20 protein-coding genes are annotated in these 18,403 nt (G+C 59.3%); 12 read left to right on the top strand and 8 right to left on the bottom strand.

Annotated features, from left to right (window positions below; translation table 11 throughout):
• Window positions 1-14 precede the first annotated feature (14 nt).
• Window positions 15-1,883: a DEAD/DEAH box helicase gene (locus ACR0IP_RS17645; protein ID WP_480526975.1), complete on the bottom strand. Its 1,869-nt coding sequence runs from the start codon at window positions 1,881-1,883 to the stop codon at window positions 15-17.
• A 237-nt stretch (window positions 1,884-2,120) separates the two neighbouring features.
• Here ACR0IP_RS17645 and ACR0IP_RS17640 point away from each other — a divergent pair, with 237 nt between their 5' ends.
• Window positions 2,121-2,573 (top strand): hypothetical protein, encoded by a 453-nt coding sequence (locus tag ACR0IP_RS17640; RefSeq protein ID WP_170374865.1) that lies wholly within the window; start codon window positions 2,121-2,123, stop codon window positions 2,571-2,573.
• Window positions 2,574-3,904: 1,331 nt separating this feature from the next.
• Here ACR0IP_RS17640 and ACR0IP_RS17635 read toward each other — a convergent pair.
• Complete coding sequence (locus tag ACR0IP_RS17635; protein WP_170374868.1) at window positions 3,905-4,042, bottom strand: entericidin A/B family lipoprotein; 138 nt, start codon at window positions 4,040-4,042, stop codon at window positions 3,905-3,907.
• A gap of 120 nt (window positions 4,043-4,162) precedes the next feature.
• Window positions 4,163-4,507, bottom strand: a complete 345-nt coding sequence (locus ACR0IP_RS17630; protein WP_170374870.1) for a metalloregulator ArsR/SmtB family transcription factor — start codon at window positions 4,505-4,507, stop codon at window positions 4,163-4,165.
• 324 nt (window positions 4,508-4,831) lie between these two features.
• On the opposite strand from ACR0IP_RS17630, the gene ACR0IP_RS17625 reads away from it, so the two are divergent.
• The 6 genes from ACR0IP_RS17625 to ACR0IP_RS17600 all read left to right on the top strand — a co-directional run bounded on the left by ACR0IP_RS17625 (window position 4,832) and on the right by ACR0IP_RS17600 (window position 8,689).
• Window positions 4,832-5,464, top strand: a complete 633-nt coding sequence (locus ACR0IP_RS17625; RefSeq protein ID WP_170691768.1) for an ATP-dependent Clp protease proteolytic subunit — start codon at window positions 4,832-4,834, stop codon at window positions 5,462-5,464.
• 133 nt (window positions 5,465-5,597) lie between these two features.
• Entirely contained in the window at window positions 5,598-6,866 is a 1,269-nt protein-coding gene (gene clpX, locus ACR0IP_RS17620; RefSeq protein WP_170374874.1) for an ATP-dependent Clp protease ATP-binding subunit ClpX, read from the top strand.
• 163 nt (window positions 6,867-7,029) lie between these two features.
• Window positions 7,030-7,395, top strand: a complete 366-nt coding sequence (locus ACR0IP_RS17615; protein ID WP_480526971.1) for a RidA family protein — start codon at window positions 7,030-7,032, stop codon at window positions 7,393-7,395.
• 79 nt (window positions 7,396-7,474) lie between these two features.
• A complete protein-coding gene (locus ACR0IP_RS17610; RefSeq protein WP_480526969.1) occupies window positions 7,475-7,858 on the top strand; it encodes an NADH:ubiquinone oxidoreductase subunit NDUFA12 in 384 nt (127 codons plus the stop codon).
• Between the two features lie 13 nt (window positions 7,859-7,871).
• A complete protein-coding gene (gene mlaD / locus ACR0IP_RS17605; protein ID WP_170468107.1) occupies window positions 7,872-8,324 on the top strand; it encodes an outer membrane lipid asymmetry maintenance protein MlaD in 453 nt (150 codons plus the stop codon).
• Complete coding sequence (locus tag ACR0IP_RS17600; protein ID WP_170480279.1) at window positions 8,321-8,689, top strand: DUF2155 domain-containing protein; 369 nt, start codon at window positions 8,321-8,323, stop codon at window positions 8,687-8,689. Before mlaD ends, ACR0IP_RS17600 begins: the two co-directional genes overlap by 4 nt.
• On the opposite strand, the gene aat is transcribed toward ACR0IP_RS17600, so the two are convergent.
• The 4 genes from aat to ACR0IP_RS17580 form a co-directional block, all read right to left on the bottom strand.
• Window positions 8,644-9,276 (bottom strand): leucyl/phenylalanyl-tRNA--protein transferase, encoded by a 633-nt coding sequence (gene aat / locus ACR0IP_RS17595; RefSeq protein ID WP_170480277.1) that lies wholly within the window; start codon window positions 9,274-9,276, stop codon window positions 8,644-8,646. The genes ACR0IP_RS17600 and aat overlap by 46 nt on opposite strands.
• A 48-nt stretch (window positions 9,277-9,324) precedes the next feature.
• Window positions 9,325-10,674, bottom strand: coding sequence for an acetyl-CoA carboxylase biotin carboxylase subunit (gene accC / locus ACR0IP_RS17590; protein ID WP_170691772.1), 1,350 nt, complete (start codon window positions 10,672-10,674; stop codon window positions 9,325-9,327).
• A 9-nt stretch (window positions 10,675-10,683) separates the two neighbouring features.
• Window positions 10,684-11,187 (bottom strand): acetyl-CoA carboxylase biotin carboxyl carrier protein, encoded by a 504-nt coding sequence (gene accB / locus ACR0IP_RS17585; RefSeq protein WP_170468101.1) that lies wholly within the window; start codon window positions 11,185-11,187, stop codon window positions 10,684-10,686.
• A 151-nt stretch (window positions 11,188-11,338) separates the two neighbouring features.
• Window positions 11,339-11,875, bottom strand: coding sequence for a LuxR C-terminal-related transcriptional regulator (locus ACR0IP_RS17580; protein WP_170460784.1), 537 nt, complete (start codon window positions 11,873-11,875; stop codon window positions 11,339-11,341).
• Window positions 11,876-12,064: 189 nt separating this feature from the next.
• Between ACR0IP_RS17580 and ACR0IP_RS17575 the strand changes: the two genes are divergently transcribed.
• The 5 genes from ACR0IP_RS17575 to ACR0IP_RS17555 all read left to right on the top strand — a co-directional run bounded on the left by ACR0IP_RS17575 (window position 12,065) and on the right by ACR0IP_RS17555 (window position 17,969).
• Entirely contained in the window at window positions 12,065-13,357 is a 1,293-nt protein-coding gene (locus ACR0IP_RS17575) for a helix-turn-helix domain-containing protein (protein WP_480526966.1), read from the top strand.
• 77 nt (window positions 13,358-13,434) lie between these two features.
• Window positions 13,435-13,815: a response regulator gene (locus ACR0IP_RS17570; protein ID WP_170468096.1), complete on the top strand. Its 381-nt coding sequence runs from the start codon at window positions 13,435-13,437 to the stop codon at window positions 13,813-13,815.
• On the top strand, window positions 13,812-14,120 hold the full coding sequence (locus tag ACR0IP_RS17565; protein WP_480526964.1) for a hypothetical protein: 309 nt from the start codon (window positions 13,812-13,814) through the stop codon (window positions 14,118-14,120). The genes ACR0IP_RS17570 and ACR0IP_RS17565 overlap by 4 nt, the downstream gene beginning before the upstream one ends.
• A complete protein-coding gene (locus tag ACR0IP_RS17560) occupies window positions 14,120-16,798 on the top strand; it encodes an ATP-binding protein (RefSeq protein ID WP_480526962.1) in 2,679 nt (892 codons plus the stop codon). Before ACR0IP_RS17565 ends, ACR0IP_RS17560 begins: the two co-directional genes overlap by 1 nt.
• A 76-nt stretch (window positions 16,799-16,874) precedes the next feature.
• Window positions 16,875-17,969, top strand: a complete 1,095-nt coding sequence (locus ACR0IP_RS17555; RefSeq protein ID WP_480526960.1) for a FliM/FliN family flagellar motor C-terminal domain-containing protein — start codon at window positions 16,875-16,877, stop codon at window positions 17,967-17,969.
• Between the two features lies 1 nt (window position 17,970).
• Here ACR0IP_RS17555 and ACR0IP_RS17550 read toward each other — a convergent pair whose 3' ends face one another.
• On the bottom strand, window positions 17,971-18,402 hold the full coding sequence (locus tag ACR0IP_RS17550; RefSeq protein ID WP_170374901.1) for a TIGR01244 family sulfur transferase: 432 nt from the start codon (window positions 18,400-18,402) through the stop codon (window positions 17,971-17,973).
• Window position 18,403 lies beyond the last annotated feature (1 nt).

Here is an 18,403-nt window from a genome sequence, read left to right as displayed (position 1 = left end):
TGCGCTAAGGCGGTCTACTTTTTCCGCTTGGGCATCGCGTTGCCACCCTTCATCGCAGCCGCACGTGCGCGGTTTTTCTTGCTGCTTGGCTTGCCTTTGGGCGGAGGCGGGCCTTTCGGACGGCGCGCAGGTTTCTTGTGCTGATCGCCCGAGGGGGCCTCATCCCGTTTGGGCCGCGTTTCGGCCTTGGGTTTCTCGGCCGGTTTCCGGCGTGGTTTTGCGGGCTGTGGCTCAGCCACGCGGGCCGGGCGTTCGTGGCGCTTCTTGCCTTTGATGTCGCGCTTGGGACCTTTGCGGCCACCACCGGCAAGGGCAGGCGGCGCGTCCAGTTGCACCAGGGTCTTGGTGCCTTCGACCGTCATCTCGGGGCCGATGGCTTTCAGGAAGCCTTCAACGCTGCTTTCGCGAATCTCGATGTAGCTTTCGGTGTCAGCAATGCGGATCGCGCCGATATCGTCTTTGGTAATCTTGCCCGCCTTGCACAACATGGGCAGCAAATAGCGAGGCGAGGCGTTTTCGTTGTGTCCCTCCGACAACGAAAACCACACGCTTGGGCCGAAGGGAACGTTCGGCTTTGGCGCGGTATCTTGTGCGTCGCTCAGCTCTTCGGGGGCGGAGTGCTTGCGCCCGTATTGACGCAGATAGGCCGCCGCCAGTTGCTGCGGTGAAAAGCGCGAGACCAGATCATCGACCAGAGCACTTTCGCCCTCGGTCACATCTACGGTCCAGTCGTCCGAGTTGAACATCCGCTGCATGTCCTGCGCCTGAACCTGATCGGCTGAGGGCGCAGACCCCCAATCGGCGGTCAGCTTGGCGAATTTCAGCAGGCGCTGCGCCTTTTTGAACGATGCGGGCGGCACGATCAGCGCGCTGACGCCTTTTCGCCCGGCGCGTCCGGTTCGGCCCGAGCGGTGCAACAGCGTTTCATGGCTGTTCGGCAGTTCCGCGTGGATCACCAGATCAAGGTTCGGCAGGTCGATGCCGCGTGCGGCCACATCGGTCGCCACACAGACGCGGGCGCGTCCGTCGCGCATGGCTTGTAGCGCGTTCGAACGTTCGCTTTGCGTCAGCTCTCCGGACAGGGCCACGACCGAGAATCCACGATTCGACAGCCGCGCCGTCAGGCGGCTGACCATGGCGCGGGTGTTGCAGAAGATGATGGCATTGGGGGCCTCATAGAAACGCAGCACGTTGATGATTGCGTTCTCACAATCGCGCGGGGCCACATTCATCGCGCGGTATTCGATATCGGCATGTTGCGTGCGCTCGCTGACGGTGCTGACACGCTCGGCATCGCGCTGATAGCGGGCGGCGAGGGAGGCGATGGCGCGGGGAACCGTGGCGGAAAAGAGCAGTGTCTGACGCTCAGACGGGGTCTGTTCCAGAATGAACTCAAGATCTTCGCGGAAGCCCAGGTCGAGCATTTCGTCGGCTTCATCCAAAACCACTGCGCGGACAGCGGTCAGGTCAATCGACTCGCGCATGATATGGTCGCGGAGACGGCCCGGCGTTGCGACCACGATATGCGCACCGCGAGCCAACGCTCGCCGCTCGTCTCGCATATCCATGCCGCCAACACAGGACGCAATTAACGCGTCTGCATCCGCATAGAGCCACGCCAGTTCGCGTTTGACCTGCATCGCCAATTCGCGCGTCGGCGCGATGACCAGCGCCAAAGGCGCGCCCGCCGCATCGAATACATCCGCGTCGCCCAAAACGGTCGGGGCGATGGCGAGGCCGAAGCCAATGGTTTTCCCCGACCCGGTCTGTGCCGAAACCAACATGTCTCGGCCTTCCAAGCCGGGCGCGGATACGGCGGTTTGGACAGGGGTCAGCGTGTCATACCCTTTGCGATCAAGGGCGTCTTGAAGTGTCTGTTTCATGGCTCGGCTCTTTGGGATGCTGCGGTCACCCTCAGAGCGTCTAATACGCGGATGATCGTCGAAGGGCTCTCCTTACCGAGTGAGGCGCCGGATGTATAGAGCGGAAAGCGGGCTGCACGATCAAACACAGCATGAACGCTTGATGAAGGTTCCTTCAGGAAAGTTGTAACCCGCCGCACTCTTCCCAATCTGTTGAACACAGCCAGAGATGGCACCGATTTCAGGGAGAAAGAGACCATGACCAGATTTATGACTGCCGGAGCAGCCGCTCTGGCCACGAGCCTAGCCCTTGGTACTGCCGCTGCTGCCGAAACCACGCCTGATCTGCGCGGTGTTTGGACGGCCAGTCAGACTACAGTTTCGCCGTCGAATTCGGCTACCGGCGATGCTCCGCGATTTAACCAGTCGGAATGGGTGCTCGAAATTCAGGCTCAGAACGACAATGTGTTCTGGGGACCGAGTATGTGGCGTCGCAATGCCATGGATGACTGGACGATGTACGAGGCCACCGGTTCCATCAGCCAGGATGGCTCGGGAAAGATCGGGATCGTCGAAAGCTCGGCCGAGCCGGCGATTGGCGTAAACGCCTTGATCGACGCGCGCTACGAGGATGGGCGAATCTACGCGGATTTCCGTAGCCTACGCACTGGAACAACCTACAGCACCGTTCTGGAACGTCAGGTGAACTGAAGCGTTTCCGGCCCGGCCGGATTTTAGGGGGTACAGACTGTCGCCCGATTGTGACTGCGACAGAATAGTAGGTAAACCGTCCGGGTCGGAACGCTTCTCAATATCGGAAAACTCGTCTCCACAGGGAGGAGTCGGACCGGACGGTGATTTCGCCGAGCGCGACAGGATCCAGTATATGCTGGGTTTACACGCGGTGTTCCTCGACTCGGGGTATTCGGATCTCGCGATCCTTCAGCGCGAAGTCGCGCGCGGTGAAAAATTCGCCGTCCGGTCCAAGCCCCATTTCATAATGGCATCCTATCCGCAGTATGCCGCAGATTCTGCTGGGAGGATTTGCCCAGTCGATCTTTTGCGAAGATATCTGCTTTCCCTCCCCGACCGACATCAGCACGGTCGGTGTTTTTATAGCGTCGGCTAAGGATCAATACCGGGCGCAAGCCTCGCTCTGAAAACCGTCTTGTTCATTTGTTCGACAGCGTAGGTGATTAGGTAGGGAGTTTAGCCCTGTTTCAGTCCGAACGATTCGGTTTTGCGGACGTTGTGGCGTTGCCAGTTTCTGGAATTTGCGATCAGTTTATTGTCTGTTGCCCTTTTGCGTCTGCAGCAAATCGCAAAATTCCGGTCAGAATTTGGTGAAAAGAGTTTTGCATTTCTAACCCTAGGTGGTTGTCAAGAAATCCGGAGTTATCCACAGTACCCTCCCGGCAGATATCAACAACTTATCCCCGTCTGATTTCCATGCTGCAGTGCTATTTTCTTGCCCGATAGCGGGTGCAATGCAAGATTGGTTTTACCGCTGGAGTTCCTCGGATCAGAAGGCGGGATGCAAAGGCCAAGGGGGTCTGCGCAGGGGAGTTTGATCTTAGGATTGACGTTCTTTTGCAAGGGCTTACCGGTGGGGGGTGCATCGAGTTGGGGCTTCGTGCCTTGGGTCGACGGATCATCTACTCAAATGGGCTTTGTGCGTCGCAGCGACTTTCGAGTTTGTGGCGGCGGCTGCGGTTCCTTCGGGGGCCGGGGCAACTGGTTCGAAGTGGTCTTAGGACAAACTTCGTCCGGGTAAGGCGTCAGGGGTTGCCCGCAAGGGCGCATGCAAAGACCGCGTCTGCGCACCTGACGCCTTTTCCCTTGCTGGCTTCATGCAGGCTACCACCCACCCCTCGTCAGAATGGGAACGGGGCTCTTTCGCATGTGCAAAAGAGCCCCGTGTTAACGTCAGATGATGCAATGCCGCGTCTATGCACCTGTGCTTGCATAATAGCCAGTTCAGCCCACCGCATCAACAATATATTGCGTGCGTCATCCTGCGACCCGCAAGATGAAGGCATAGATCAGAGGTTTTCCTGCACGTCCGAGGCTGCGTTCTGGATCGCATCGCCCGCTTTTTCGATGTCTTTACCTGCACCTTTGGCGGTTTCGCAGGCGGTCAGTGCAAACAGGCTCAGGCCAATCAGAATTGCGCGGATCATGTTTTTCTCCTTCATGCTCGATCAGGCCTTCGGTAGCAGTATCTTACTGAGGAGGCTAGCACTTTTGCGGTTTACCGAGGGTCGCGCTGCGTCTACGCCTGCGGCCTGCCGGGCGAACTGTTAGTGCCCTGTGTTTTCGCTGCAGAACAGCTCATATACGGTTTCCAGCATCCGACGGGGCTTGTCATCGGCCAGTCGGTAATAGATCGCTTTTCCGTCGCGGCGGGGCGTCACCAGCCCTTCCAACCGCAAGCGCGACAACTGCTGCGACACTGCGGCCTGGCGGGCGGACAACAGGGTCTCAAGCTCGGTAACAGATTTCTCGCCCGACGCCAGATGGCACAGGATCATCAGACGCCCTTCGTGGCTAATCGCCTTCAGAAAATTCGCCGCCCGCGACGCGTTTTCGACCATGTGGTCAAGCTCTGCCGAAGGGGTGTCCTGGGTTACTTGGGGGAGTGCCATCTAAACTTCGTTCCTTACTATCCCGCTGTGGGTGGAGCCAGAGATATACTTCTTTCCGGATAAGTACATCCAATTTGCTTGTTTTGCACTTTTACGCCCATATGCATGCATCAAAATACTGTGATCAAAGAAGCGGTGAACAAAAAAGCGCCGTTTTCGGCCTCTGTGCAAGGTGAGCCAAAGACAAGCTCTGCCGTATCTTGCGAACAGTTTGCAAGGTCGTTCTTGCTGGCCCCCCTTGCAGCCCCCCAATGGCGACACTAAGACTCGGGTAACTCTTGTTGGGATAATGTCCCGATCCATAGCAAAGCAGGCAGGTTCCGAATGTTCGATCCAGTAGATACCTATATGAATACGCTCGTGCCCATGGTCGTTGAGCAGACCAGCCGGGGGGAGCGCGCCTATGACATTTTCTCGCGCCTGCTCAAAGAGCGGATCATCTTCATCAACGGTCCGATTCACGACGGGATGAGCCATTTGATCGTCGCACAGTTACTGCATCTTGAGGCGGAAAACCCGAACAAGGAAATCTCGATCTACATCAACTCGCCCGGCGGCGTGGTGACCAGCGGTTTGTCGATTTACGACACAATGCAGTACATCAAGCCTAAATGTTCCACATTGGTCATCGGTCAGGCGGCCTCAATGGGCTCGGTCCTGCTGGCCGGCGGTGAGACAGGTATGCGCTTTTCGCTGCCCAACAGCCGTATCATGGTTCACCAGCCCAGCGGCGGATATCAGGGTCAGGCCAGCGATATCATGATCCATGCCGCTGAGACGCAGAAGCTGAAAGATCGCTTGTATGACATCTACGTACGTCACACCGGGCAGACCAAGAAGTCCGTTGAAAAGGCTCTGGATCGCGACAATTTCATGAGTCCCCAAGAGGCCAAGGATTGGGGCCACATCGACGAGATCGTCGAAAACCGTGCCAAGATGGATACGGAAGAGGCCTAAGAAACGCGTCCCGCGTGCCAAGTGCGGGCCCATTTTGAGATTGTAGCCGCCAGAGCGCTGGCCTAAGCTGCACGAACATGCGCAAGCGCGCCCCGAAGGTAGGGGCGCAGAGACGAAGCCCGAAAGGTAGATCATGGCGACGAATTCAGGCGGTGACGGCAAAAACACGCTCTACTGCAGCTTTTGTGGAAAAAGCCAGCATGAGGTGCGCAAGCTGATCGCAGGCCCGACCGTTTTCATCTGTGATGAATGCGTCGAGCTGTGCATGGACATCATTCGCGAGGAAACAAAGGCCAGCGGTCTGAAATCCTCGGACGGTGTACCGACACCCAAGGATATCTGCGAGGTTCTGGACGACTACGTAATCGGTCAGGCAACTGCCAAGCGGGTTCTGTCGGTTGCGGTCCACAACCACTACAAGCGTCTGAACCACGCCCAGAAAGCGGGTAGTGATATTGAATTGGCCAAGTCGAACATCCTGCTGATCGGTCCGACCGGTTGCGGCAAGACGCTGCTGGCCCAGACGCTGGCGCGTATTCTGGATGTGCCGTTCACTATGGCCGATGCAACGACGCTGACCGAAGCTGGCTATGTGGGTGAGGATGTTGAGAACATCATCCTGAAGCTGCTTCAGGCCAGCGAATACAATGTCGAACGCGCGCAGCGTGGCATCGTTTACATCGACGAAGTCGACAAGATTACGCGCAAGTCTGAAAACCCGTCGATCACGCGTGACGTCTCGGGTGAGGGTGTTCAGCAGGCGCTGCTGAAACTGATGGAAGGCACCGTCGCCTCGGTTCCACCTCAGGGTGGACGTAAACATCCGCAGCAGGAGTTCCTGCAGGTGGACACCACTAATATCCTGTTCATCTGTGGCGGCGCGTTTGCCGGTCTGGATAGGATCATCGCGCAGCGCGGCAAAGGCTCGGCAATGGGCTTTGGCGCTGACGTACGTGACAATGACGAGCGTGGCGTTGGCGAAATCTTCCAGGACCTCGAGCCGGAAGATCTGCTGAAATTCGGGTTGATCCCGGAATTCGTCGGTCGTCTGCCGGTTCTGGCGACGTTGGAGGATCTGGACGAGGACGCTCTGGTCACCATCCTGACCAAACCCAAGAATGCTCTGGTCAAACAATACCAGCGTTTGTTCGAGCTGGAAGATGCTGAACTGTCCTTTACCGATGAGGCGCTGAAATCGATCGCCAAGAAAGCGATCGAGCGAAAAACCGGCGCTCGGGGGCTGCGTTCGATCCTCGAAGATATCCTGCTGGATACGATGTTCGAACTTCCGGGGCTCAAGAATGTGACCGAAGTGGTTGTAAACGAAGAGGCCGTGACCTCTGACTCGCAACCGCTGATCATCTATGCGGATGCGGTGCCGGAGTCGGCGTCAGCTGGTTAAGGGGTAAGGGGCGCTGCCCCCGCCGCCCTTCAGGCGCCTCCCCCGAGGTATTTCCAGCCAGATGAACAAGGGATCCTCCACTTCATCTGGCCAAAAATATCCTGGAGCGCGAGGCAAAGCCTCGCAAAACCTCATGACTTTCAAATACTCGGAGAAATGAGCCGTGACCGCAATCAAGCGTATCTCTTCAGGTGGTGAATTTGAGGGCAAGGTCGGCTATTGCCGAGCCGTGGTGGCCGGAGGTTGGGTCCACGTTTCCGGCACTGTTGGACAGGGTGAGAGCGTTGTAGATCAATGCAGATCAGCCTTGGACGTCATTGGCAAAGCATTGGTAGAGGCTGGCGCAGGTTTCGCCGATGTTGTTCGTGTGACCTACATGCTGCCCGACCGGACCGAGTTCGAGCCTTGCTGGCCCCTTTTATCCGAAGTTTTTGGAGCCAATCCTCCAGCCGCGACGATGATTGAATGCGGTTTGATCGACACAAAATACCGGATCGAGATCGAAGTGACCGCTTTATTGCCGCAGTGACGCAGTTTCGCGGCGGGTACTGGACCTTGGCGCGCCTTTGGGTCATACCTTCTCGGGACCGAATTGCCGGAGGCGGATCATGGGCATCCTGAACACTCTTTTACGGGCCGTAACCTGGTGGAACGGGGCAACCCTTAGCACACAGATTTTCACTGCGCGTAAAGGTGTTAAAGTTGGCGAGGACAATGAAGGCAACGTCTTTTATAAAACCGCCGATGACAGCAAACGCTGGGTGATTTTCAATGGTGAGGCTGAAGCCAGTAGGGTTGATCCAGATTGGCATGGATGGCTTCACCGCACCTGGGACGAGCCGCCGACAGACAAACCGCTGGCGCACAAGGCCTGGGAAAAACCGCATCAGGAGAACCTGACAGGCACCGCGCTTGCTTACACCCCTGCGGGGTCCTTGCGCCGGACAGAGCCTGTTGAGCGTAAGGACTACGAGGCCTGGAGCCCGGAATAAGACGAGGCGAGCAATGTCGACCCACAACTGGACCGAAGTATTCGTCGGCGGTGCCGTCTTGGCCTGCGCCGTCGCGTTTGGTGTTTATGCCAGCCAATCCACCGGCCTGTCGCAAGGCAGTGCCGGATATGAGCTGGGCGCGTCCTTCCGGTCGCTGGAAGGTGTCAATGTCGGCACCGATGTGCGCCTTGCGGGTGTCAAAATCGGGACCGTTACCGACGTGACCCTGAACCCTGAGACCTACCGCGCTGATACGACCTTTTCGGTCGCGGATGGTGTCCTCGTGCCAGATGACAGTGCCATCGTGATTTCGTCCGAGGGGCTGTTGGGGGGCAATTTTGTTGAGGTGATGCCCGGCGGGTCTCCGTTCTATTTTGAGCCCGGCGATCAGATCGAAGATACGCAGGGCGCGGTCAGCCTGATCTCGTTGCTGGTGAAGTTCGTCGCCGGAGACGGCAGCGAATGATGCGCGCTCTGGCATTTGCGTTGGCGCTGGCCGCGACATCCGCGACGGCACAGCAAACGGTTCAGTCCGGACCCGGCGCGATGTTGCGCGGCCTGGATAAGGTCAACGGTCAGACCGTGGATGTTGAGCTACAGACCGGTCAGACACAGGCCGTCTTTGGTCTGGATGTCGCCTTGGGGGATTGCCGCTTTCCCGTCGATAACCCGACCGGGGATGCGTTTGCCTTCCTGACCATATGGGAACAGGGCAAGGCGGAGCAGTTGTTCGACGGTTGGATGATCGCGACCTCTCCGGCGCTGAACGCTTTGGACCATTCGCGCTACGACGTTTGGGTGATCCGCTGTATCACCCCATCGGCGGACTGAGGCACCTCGGCGGCAAAGTCGGCGCTATCACCAATCGCTTCTTCCAGCGCTTTTCTATAGTCACTCCGGGGGATTTCGATCGCGCCGAGTGAGGCTAGATGGGCGGTCAGAAACTGTGTATCGAATAGCTGAAAACCGGTCTGTCGCAGGCGGTCCACCAGATAAGCCAGCGCAATTTTCGAGGCGTCGGTGCGACGTGAGAACATGCTCTCGCCAAAGAACGCAGCGCCCAGAGCCACTCCGAAAACGCCTCCGACAAGCTGGTCGTCTTCCCATACTTCCAGAGAATGCGCTTGGCCTGCGTTGTACACCTGTCGATACAGGTCGCGCAGCTCGGCGTTAATCCATGTGTCCGCACGATCGGCACACCCATCGACGACGCCTTCGAAATCCTGATTGATCGAGATGGTAAAGCCGCATCTCCGTATCCGCCGTGCAAGGCTGCGCGAGATGTGGAAACCGTCCAGTGGGAAAACCCCGCGGAATTTGGGGTCGACCCAGAACAGGTCCGGGTCATCGCGATGCTCGGCCATCGGGAAAATGCCGATCGAATAGCCATGCAGCAAAAGTTCTGGTGACAGGCTCATGGGAAGCATCCAAGGGCCGGGCGGCGCATGCCTACCGGCCCTGTGGGGTTAGTCGGCCATATTCTCCGCAAGCCAATGCTCCAGCCAGTGGATATTGTAGTCGCCGCTATGGATGTCCGGCTCCTGCAAGAGTGCGTGGAACAGAGGCACTGTGGTGTCGATGCCGTCTACGATCAGCTCTCCCAAAGCGCGTTCCAGACGGGCCAGCGCTTCGGCGCGGTCGCGGCCCTGAACGATCAGCTTGGCAATCAGCGAGTCGTAGTAGGGCGGGATCGAGTAGCCATCATAGAGCGCCGAATCCATCCGCACGCCTAGGCCACCCGGTGCGTGATACGCGCTGATCTTGCCTGGGCAGGGCGAGAAGTTGGGCAGCTTTTCCGCGTTGATCCGAACCTCGATGGCGTGACCATTGATCTCAAGGTCATCCTGCCCGAACGACATCGGCAGGCCCGAGGCCACGCGGATTTGTTCGCGCACCAGATCGACGCCGAAGATGCCCTCGGTCACCGGGTGTTCCACCTGTAGGCGGGTGTTCATCTCGATGAAGTAGAACTCGCCTTTTTCGTACAGGAACTCGATGGTGCCCGCGCCGATATAGTTGATCTTGGCCACCGCGTCGGCGCAGATCTTGCCGATCTTGGCGCGTTCTTCGGGGGTGATGCAGGGACCGGGGGCCTCTTCGAACACCTTCTGGTGACGACGCTGAAGCGAACAGTCGCGCTCCCCCAGATGGACGGCATTGCCTTTGCCGTCACCGAAGACCTGAATCTCGATATGGCGCGGCGTGGTGAGGTACTTTTCGATATAAACCTCATCATTGCCAAAGGCGGCTTTGCCTTCGGCACGTGCGGTCATGAAGGCGCTTTCCATCTCATCCGCCGTCTGCGCGACTTTCATGCCGCGACCGCCGCCACCCGCAGTGGCTTTGATGATGACAGGATAGCCGAATTCCTCACCGATACGCTTGGCGTCTTCCAACGTTGGAACGCCACCGTCGGAGCCGGGAACGCAGGGCACACCCAGCGCTTTCATCGTGTCCTTGGCGGTGATCTTGTCCCCCATGACACGGATATGTTCGGCGGTGGGGCCGATGAAGGTGATGTCGTGGTCTTCGACGATTTGCACAAACTCGGCATTCTCGGATAGGAAGCCATAGCCGGGATGGATCGCCTGCGCGCCGGTGATCTCACAGGCCGAGATGATGGCGGGGACGGACAGATAGCTTTGCGGGCTGGGCGGGGGGCCGATGCAGACCGATTCGTCCGCCATGCGCACATGCATCGCGTCGCTGTCGGCGGTGGAGTGGACGGCGACCGTCTTAATCCCCATCTCGCGCGCGGCGCGGATGACGCGCAGGGCGATCTCGCCTCGGTTGGCAATCAGGATCTTGTCGAACATGGGCCCGCCTTACTCGATGATGACCAGAGGGGTGCCGAATTCCACAGCGTCGCCATCGCCGACCAGAATGCGTTTCACGGTGCCCGACTTGGGCGCGTGGATGTGGTTCATCGTCTTCATCGCTTCGACGATCAGCAGCGTGTCTCCTTCGGAAACGGACGCTCCGACCGAAACGAAAGAGGGCGCGCCGGGCTCGGGCTGCATGTAAACCGTGCCGACCATGGGTGAGGTCACAGCGCCGGGATGGCTGGCCGGGTCTTCCACATCCGCGGCGGGGGCTGCGGGGGCTGCTGCAGGGGCCGGCGCGGCAGCGACAGGAGCTGCAGCTGCGGCCGGAACGGCGACCTGAACCGGAGCGGCAACCGCCTGCGTTGCGCGGCTGACGCGCACGTTCAGGCTGTCTTCCTCGCCATATTCGCGTTTGACCTGCAACTCGGTCAGGTCATTTTCGCGCAGCAATTCGGCCAAGGCTTTGATGAACGCCACATCCGCTTCGTGTTTGGTATCTGTCATGAGTATCCTCGAAGGTTCCCCTTTGGCCCGTCTGTATCTACGCGGGCTTCGATCTGATTACGCAGGGTTATAAGCTAAGCAAGCAGCCATGAAAAGCGCCGTTTAAGCCTGAAAACAGGGGGTTTGGATGGTTTGTCGTGAGTGGTTGTACCTACAGGGGCATACCAGAGAGCTTTGCGACCAGTTCTGGCAGTTTCCGAGCACCGAATTTTTCCAGCAGCCGGGCGCGGTAGGCCTCGATCGTGCGGTAGCTCAAGCCCAGCTCCATCCCGATTTCCTTGGCAGACAGGCCGCGGCAGGACAGGATCGCCACTTCGCGCTCGCGCACGGTCAGTTCTACCAGCGGGCGCTCCTCCGAGATGTCGGAAAAGCTCCAGATTCCATGGCGAAATGGGTCGTCAGGGGTCAGCGATCGCCCACGTGCGCGGCACCAGAACAGGTCTCCGTTCCGGCGGCGCATCACCCGTTCATCGGTGTAGTAGCCGGTGTCGCGCATCACCTGCAGGCTGCGTTGTCCGATTCTCTCCCAATCCGCGACCGAAGGGTAGAGATGCAGCAAGGGCATGTTGTTGTATTCGGCTTCATCCCCGCCAAAGGTGCGCGCAAATTGCAAGTTGCACCGTCGGATGATGCGGTTTTCCAATTCGACAAGGCCGATGGGTGCATATTCAAAAGCTGGATCGCTCATACCCATATGGTGGCGGTAAATGCAGGAAATGAGAAGGGGCGAAGCGCCTCTGGCGGCGGCGCCGAGGGCCGTAAGTTGTTAATTTTGTCAATCCGGTCTGAAAACTGGTGCGTAACCTTAAGAAAATGATAAGATAAACTGAAAACACGGCCAACCAAAGATAGCTAAACGTGACTGAGGACCTTGACCATGCGGGACTTGCTGACCGGTAGCCGGATCCGCGAAAGACGGCAGATCGCGGGTCTGAGGCAGGCAGAGCTTGCGCGACAGGTGGGGATATCGGCCTCTTATTTGAACCTGATCGAACACAACCGCCGCCGGATCGGGGGCAAATTGCTGGTCGATATTGCCGGGGCACTGGCGGTTGAGCCGTCCGTGTTGACGCAAGGGATCGAAGCGACCTTGATATCGGCATTACGCGAAGCGGCGGCCGATGCGGTGGGCCAGCAGGCCGAGATTGAAACGCTTGAGGAATTTGCAGGCCGCTTTCCTGGTTGGTCGGGAGTATTGGCGCAAATGCATCGTCGTGTCGTGTCGCTGGAACGGACGGTTGCAAAGCTTTCGGATCGGTTCACCCATGACCCGCATCTGGCGGCCTCAATGCACGAAGTGCTGTCCACGGCAGCGGCGATTCGGTCCACCGCAGCGATTCTGGCCGACCCGCAGGATATCGACGCCGAGTGGCAGGATCGGTTTCACCAGAACCTTCATCAGGATGCCGAACGACTGGCCGACAGTTCCAAGGCGCTGGTGACCTATCTGGACGAAAGCGATACGTCGAAAGACCCGCGTGGCGCACCGCTGGAAGAGGTCGAGGTGTTTCTTGAGGCGCGCGGCTACAGTTTTCCCGAACTCGACGCCGGGCAAGGGGCAGAGGTCATTGATCTAGAGGGTCTAAATACCTCGGCTGCACGTAACCTTGCAGGGGAATGGCTTAAGCAGAGTGAGGCTGACGCCAAGGCCATGCCGCTGGATGCCCTCAAAACCACGCTGGCAGATGGTGATCCGAACCCTCTGGAACTCGCGCAGCGATTCTCGGTCGATCTGCCGACAGTGTTCCGACGCCTCGCCAGTCTGCCCGAAGGGGTGTTGAGCCGCCCAGTGGGGCTGGTGATTTGCGACGGCTCAGGCAGTATCCTGTTTGTGAAGCCTGTCCCCGGCCTGTCACTGCCGCGCCACGGCGAGGCCTGCCCGCACTGGCCGCTGTTTTCCGCGTTGAACCGGCCGCTGGTTCCGATCAGACGGCAGGTCGCGCAACAAGGGCGGGCCGCCGCGATGTTCGAATGTCACGCCTACGCCTGGCCGCATGGCGTGTCCGGATACGATCAGGAACCCTCATATCGCGCGGCCATGCTGATACGGCCGTTGGTCGAGGCCGAACCGAACTCAAAGGCGACACGGGTCGGGCCAAGCTGCCGGATTTGCCCAAGCGGTGATTGCGGTTCTCGTCGCGAGCCGTCAATTCTGAGCGAAGGCTTTTGACAGGTTCCCGAACAACCGCTTAATCTGGCAATGACTGGTTCCGGGGTGGAGGCCAGTCATCGGGAGGATATACACAAATGAGCCGTAAGGTTCTGTTGATTGAGGATGAGCCCAACATCGCCGAGGCCATCCGATTCTTGCTGACTCGTGAGGGGTGGCAGGTCGAGACACATGGCGATGGTGCGGATGCGCTTCAGGTGATTCAGGGCGCACAGCCCGATCTGGTGATTCTGGACGTGATGCTACCTGGCAAGAGCGGGATGGATATTCTGCGCGATCTGCGCGCCTTGGACGACATGCAGGACCTGCCGGTTCTGATGCTGACCGCGCGCGGGCAGTCCAGAGATCGTGAGATGGCCGAGAATGCGGGTGTTAGCCGCTTCATGACCAAACCGTTTTCCAACGCCGAGGTACTAACCGCTGTGCGCGATCTGCATGCGCAGGCGACGCAGTTATGACGTCGCCCGAGGGTCAGGACCGCACGTCGCGCGGTGCGCGGCCCTCGTTGTTTCTTGAACGGCAGAGCTATCGCCGGCGCAGGTTGGCGGATTCGGCTCGGTTGCTGCCCTTTCTGGGCGGAGCGCTGCTGGTGCTGCCGCTGCTGTGGCCAGCTGCCGCTTCTGAATCTGGCGGTGTACCTCTGTCGTCGGCGATTTTCTACATTTTCGCCTGCTGGATCGGTCTGATTCTGGCCAGTCTGATTTTTGGGTTCGTCGCCCGGCGCACCGGCGCGGATCACAGCTCTGAGGCGGACGCTGGCTGATGGCAACATTGAACGTCCTGATTCTGGTCTGTCTGGGCTATGTCGTTCTGCTGTTCGGCGTGGCATTTGCCGCAGACAGGATGGCGGCGGCCGGACGGGGCAAATGGCTGCGCTCCCCTTTGATCTACACGCTGTCCCTCTCGATCTACTGCACGGCCTGGACCTTTTACGGCGCGGTCGGCAATGCGGCGCGGTCGGGGTTGGAGTTCGTGACAATCTACCTCGGGCCGACGCTTGTGATGATCAGTTGGTGGTGGGGGCTACGCAAACTGGTTCGGGTCGGGCGCAGCCAGCGCGTGACCTCGATCGCGGACCTTTTGTCCTCGCGCTATGGCAAGTCGAACACGCTGGCGGTGTGCGTCACGATTCTGGCCGTGATTGGCGGCACGCCCTATATCGCGCTGCAATTGCAGTCGATTACCCTGTCTTTTTCGATCTTTGCCGAGGCCGACCCCTCGGGCCTCTACCGCGAAGGCTCCAGCGTGTTCTGGGTGGCGGCTGGGCTGGCGATGTTTGCGATCTTGTTCGGCACCCGCAATCTGGATGCCAATGAACGCCACCACGGCGTGGTCACGGCCATTGCGGTCGAGTCGGTGGTCAAACTGTTTGCGCTGGTCGCGGTCGGTATCTTCGTGGTCTGGGGCGTTGCGGGTGGCTTTGGCCCGATGATGGAGCGGATCGACGCCTCGGAGATTGGCACGTGGCAAGTGGATGCCGGGCGCTGGACGACCTTTATTTTCCTGTCTGCCGCCGCCTTTGTCTGCTTGCCGCGCATGTTCCAGGTGATGGTGGTTGAGAATGATGACGAAGGCCATCTGCGCACCGCCGCCTGGGCTTTTCCGCTCTACCTTCTTCTGATGAGCTTGTTTGTCGTCCCCATCGCCGTTGTCGGGCTTGATATGCTGCCGGAAGGGTCCAACCCGGATCTGTTCGTTCTTACCGTACCGTTGTCTCAGGGCAAGGACGGTCTGGCGATGCTGTCCTTTATCGGAGGGTTCTCGTCAGCGACCTCGATGGTGATCGTAACGGCAATGGCCCTGTCGACGATGGTGTCGAACCACGTCGTGATGCCGATCTGGCTGAACACGCACGAGCGGGTCGGGTCTGTACCGGGAGACGTGCGCAACATCGTACTGATGGCGCGGCGTATCTCGATCGCTGCGATCATGGCGCTCGGTTATTTCTACTACAGCCTGTCTGGCGGCGGCGCGGCGCTGGCTTCGATCGGGTTGGTAGCCTTTAGCGGTATTTCGCAAATCCTGCCGGCGATGGTCGGCGGATTGTTCTGGCGCGGAGCCACCAGAACCGGTGCCCTGGCAGGTTTGACCGTGGGTTTTGTTCTATGGATCTACACGCTGCTTCTTCCCGGAATGGGGGCGGCGTGGATGCCCGAGAGTGTGCTACTGAACGGACCATTTGGTATTGCATGGTTGCGACCTCAGGCCTTGTTCGGGATCGAAGGTATCGACCCAATGGTGCATTCCGTGATGTGGTCGATTTCCCTGAATGCCGTGGTGTTCTGCGTCGCATCCCTGCTGAGCTTTCCCAGCCCGTTGGAGCGGCTTCAGGGCGCGCAATTCGTCAATGTCTTTGACCACTCGGTCGCGCCGCGCGGTTGGACCGGGTCGGTTGCGCAAAGTGAAGACTTGATGATTATGACCCAGCGCATTCTGGGCACATTGCCCGCCCAGGAACTATTCCAGCGCGAGGCCGAGCTTCAGGGCGGGCGCTCACCATTGCCCGAGCCGACACCCGGGTTTCTGGCCCGGCTTGAGAGGGAGCTCAGCGGCTCAGTAGGGGCGGCGACGGCACATGCGATGATCGGGCAGATCGTGGGCGGTGCCTCGGTATCGGTCGAGGACCTCCTGGCAGTTGCCGACGAATCCGCGCAATTGCTAGAATACTCCAGTCAGTTGGAGGAAAAATCTGCCGAACTTAGCCGCACGGCACGCCAGTTGCGCGATGCCAACGCAAAGCTCACCCAAATATCCGAGCAGAAGGACAGCTTCCTCAGCCAGGTCAGTCATGAATTGCGCACGCCTATGACCTCGATCCGGGCATTTTCCGAGATCATGCGCGACACCCAGGGGCTGAGCGACGAAGAACAGACCCGCTATGCCGCAATCATTCACGACGAGGCGCTTCGCCTGACACGTCTGCTGGACGATCTGCTCGACCTCAGCGTTCTTGAGAACGGGCAGGTCAGGCTGAACCTCGGCGACGATACGTTGCGTTCGGTTCTGGATCGGTCGATCTCCAGCGCGTTGGCGGGCACGGATCAGCGGCTGGTTGTGCGGCGCAGCAAGGCATCCGAGCGTATCCCCTTGCAAACTGATCTCGACCGCTTGGGGCAGGTGTTTATCAACCTCATCTCCAATGCGCGGAAATACTGTGATGCCGATGAGCCCGTTCTGACGATCTCGGCGCATGATGTGGGCGGGCAGCTGGTTGTGGACTTCATCGACAATGGCAGCGGGGTGCCGCCTGAGGCGCGGTCGATGATCTTTGAGAAATTCGCCCGGGTCGGAGGGGACAAGGCCGGCGGCGCCGGGCTAGGTTTGGCGATCTGCCGCGAGATCATGCACCGTTTGGGCGGCGATATCACATATCTGCCGGGGCAGGGCGGTGCGGCGTTCCGCGTCAGCCTGCCTTTGGCTTACCGGCAAGCGGCGCAATAGTTCGGTTTAAAGAAGTTTGTAACCTCTACCGGGTTACACCAAGACTCACGACAAGAAATCGGATGGTACCGAAGCCATGGCACACACGGCCGGCGCCGCTCTGGCGCGCAAATTGTCATTGGGGCAGGGGGATCTGGGGGATCGACCCCGCTCGATCCTGCGGGCGTTGCGTCTGGGCTTTGCGCGGGCCGCGGGTGAGCGTTTGAACCTTCCGTTGGCTGTTATCGGGGCAAAACAGGCAGATCGGGCGCAGGCCGGGCTTGCGGCCACATTGGCCGAGGATTGGTTGTTGTTGAAATTTTCGGGACCCGACGGGGTGGCGGCGGCCTGTCTGGATTTGAACTGCGTCTCGGCCATCGTTCAGACCCAAACCATTGGTGAGGTTACACCGGACGCGCCCGCCGAGCGGGGCTTTACGGATACGGACGCCGCCATGGCCGCACCACTGGTCGAGGATGCGTTGCGCCGTGCCGTCGGTCTGGTCGATGCTGCAAATCAGCAGGGTTTGACTGGGTATGAGTATGCCTCAAGGGCGGTGGACTTGCGCGGTCTGAACTTGTCGCTGGTGGCAGATAGCTACCGCGTTTTTGACCTGACTGTGGAACTTGGAGGTGGGTTGCGTCAGGGCCAGATCACGATCGTGCTGCCCGATCCGCCCGCGCCCGACGAAGCTGAGGTCGAGCTGGATGTCGACACAGGCCCTCGGCTGGAGCAGTCATCAGGCGTTGTCCGGGCCGAGCTGAACGCCGTGGTGTGCCGGATGAGGTTGCCTTTGGCGCATCTATCCGCGCTTGAGGTGGGCAGCCTGTTGCCGCTGACCGGCGCGCGATTGGACCGGACTGAGGTTCTGACGATCGAACGCACCCGCGCCTCGGTCGGGCGTCTGGGGCAGTCGGGCGGGATGCGCGCCGTTCGGCTGAACGAAAACGTACCGCTGCCCGCGCTGGATGCTTTGGAGTCCGCCGAATTCATAGAAAGCCGACCGGCCAGTGTCCGGGGCGATATGGCTGACACAGACGTAGATATCTTGTCCGACCCTCTCGATCTGGTCGCGAGCCCCTCAGTTGCCGATCCGGTCGACGACGACCTGAGCCTTGTTGAACCCGATCGAATGGCTGCAGAAATCTCGCAACTGGCGGGCCTCGATGGCCCGAAGTATGGGGAAGTCTGATCTAGTCTGACGTGTTGCGCAGTTGATCCAGAGTAGGGCGCAGCTGCTCCAACTGATACCCGGCATTGGTGGTGGCAGTCAGAATCTCATCCGTACTCATCTGGTCGCATTGACCCAGAGCCCAAACAACCGAACAACGCGTGCCGGACGCGCAATATGCCAGAACCGGGCCAGAGCTATTTTCGGCCATATTGCGTTGCCGGGCGACATTCTCGGGTGTCATGGTCTGGTGGGTCAATTCCAGCACCTCGTATTCCAGCCCGGCTGCGCGGACCGCGTCTCCGATGGCATCCGATTGCATGATCTCGGGAACTTCGGCATTGGGTCGGTTGCAGATAACCTTGACGAAGCCGGCCTCGGCAATGGCGGGCACGTCCTCGACAGTGATCTGCGGGGACACGGCGTAGCGGGGGGTTATAGGTCGAATCTCCATG

The organism is Ruegeria sp. AL11 (genome assembly GCF_056540865.1).
This window is presented reverse-complemented; position numbering and strand designations above follow the sequence as displayed.

Bases quoted from the DNA above. Each gene is read 5' to 3' on its own strand.
- accC (WP_170691772.1), bottom strand. From the start codon at position 10,674: ATGTTCGACAAGATCCTGATTGCCAACCGAGGCGAGATCGCCCTGCGC.
- mlaD (WP_170468107.1), top strand. From the start codon at position 7,872: ATGTCGACCCACAACTGGACCGAAGTATTCGTCGGCGGTGCCGTCTTG.
- ACR0IP_RS17610 (WP_480526969.1), top strand. From the start codon at position 7,475: ATGGGCATCCTGAACACTCTTTTACGGGCCGTAACCTGGTGGAACGGG.
- ACR0IP_RS17565 (WP_480526964.1), top strand. From the start codon at position 13,812: ATGACGTCGCCCGAGGGTCAGGACCGCACGTCGCGCGGTGCGCGGCCC.
- ACR0IP_RS17600 (WP_170480279.1), top strand. From the start codon at position 8,321: ATGATGCGCGCTCTGGCATTTGCGTTGGCGCTGGCCGCGACATCCGCG.
- ACR0IP_RS17630 (WP_170374870.1), bottom strand. From the start codon at position 4,507: ATGGCACTCCCCCAAGTAACCCAGGACACCCCTTCGGCAGAGCTTGAC.
- ACR0IP_RS17560 (WP_480526962.1), top strand. From the start codon at position 14,120: ATGGCAACATTGAACGTCCTGATTCTGGTCTGTCTGGGCTATGTCGTT.
- ACR0IP_RS17635 (WP_170374868.1), bottom strand. From the start codon at position 4,042: ATGATCCGCGCAATTCTGATTGGCCTGAGCCTGTTTGCACTGACCGCC.
- ACR0IP_RS17625 (WP_170691768.1), top strand. From the start codon at position 4,832: ATGTTCGATCCAGTAGATACCTATATGAATACGCTCGTGCCCATGGTC.
- aat (WP_170480277.1), bottom strand. From the start codon at position 9,276: ATGAGCCTGTCACCAGAACTTTTGCTGCATGGCTATTCGATCGGCATT.
- accB (WP_170468101.1), bottom strand. From the start codon at position 11,187: ATGACAGATACCAAACACGAAGCGGATGTGGCGTTCATCAAAGCCTTG.
- ACR0IP_RS17580 (WP_170460784.1), bottom strand. From the start codon at position 11,875: ATGAGCGATCCAGCTTTTGAATATGCACCCATCGGCCTTGTCGAATTG.
- ACR0IP_RS17555 (WP_480526960.1), top strand. From the start codon at position 16,875: ATGGCACACACGGCCGGCGCCGCTCTGGCGCGCAAATTGTCATTGGGG.
- clpX (WP_170374874.1), top strand. From the start codon at position 5,598: ATGGCGACGAATTCAGGCGGTGACGGCAAAAACACGCTCTACTGCAGC.
- ACR0IP_RS17570 (WP_170468096.1), top strand. From the start codon at position 13,435: ATGAGCCGTAAGGTTCTGTTGATTGAGGATGAGCCCAACATCGCCGAG.
- ACR0IP_RS17550 (WP_170374901.1), bottom strand. From the start codon at position 18,402: ATGGAGATTCGACCTATAACCCCCCGCTACGCCGTGTCCCCGCAGATC.
- ACR0IP_RS17645 (WP_480526975.1), bottom strand. From the start codon at position 1,883: ATGAAACAGACACTTCAAGACGCCCTTGATCGCAAAGGGTATGACACG.
- ACR0IP_RS17640 (WP_170374865.1), top strand. From the start codon at position 2,121: ATGACCAGATTTATGACTGCCGGAGCAGCCGCTCTGGCCACGAGCCTA.
- ACR0IP_RS17575 (WP_480526966.1), top strand. From the start codon at position 12,065: ATGCGGGACTTGCTGACCGGTAGCCGGATCCGCGAAAGACGGCAGATC.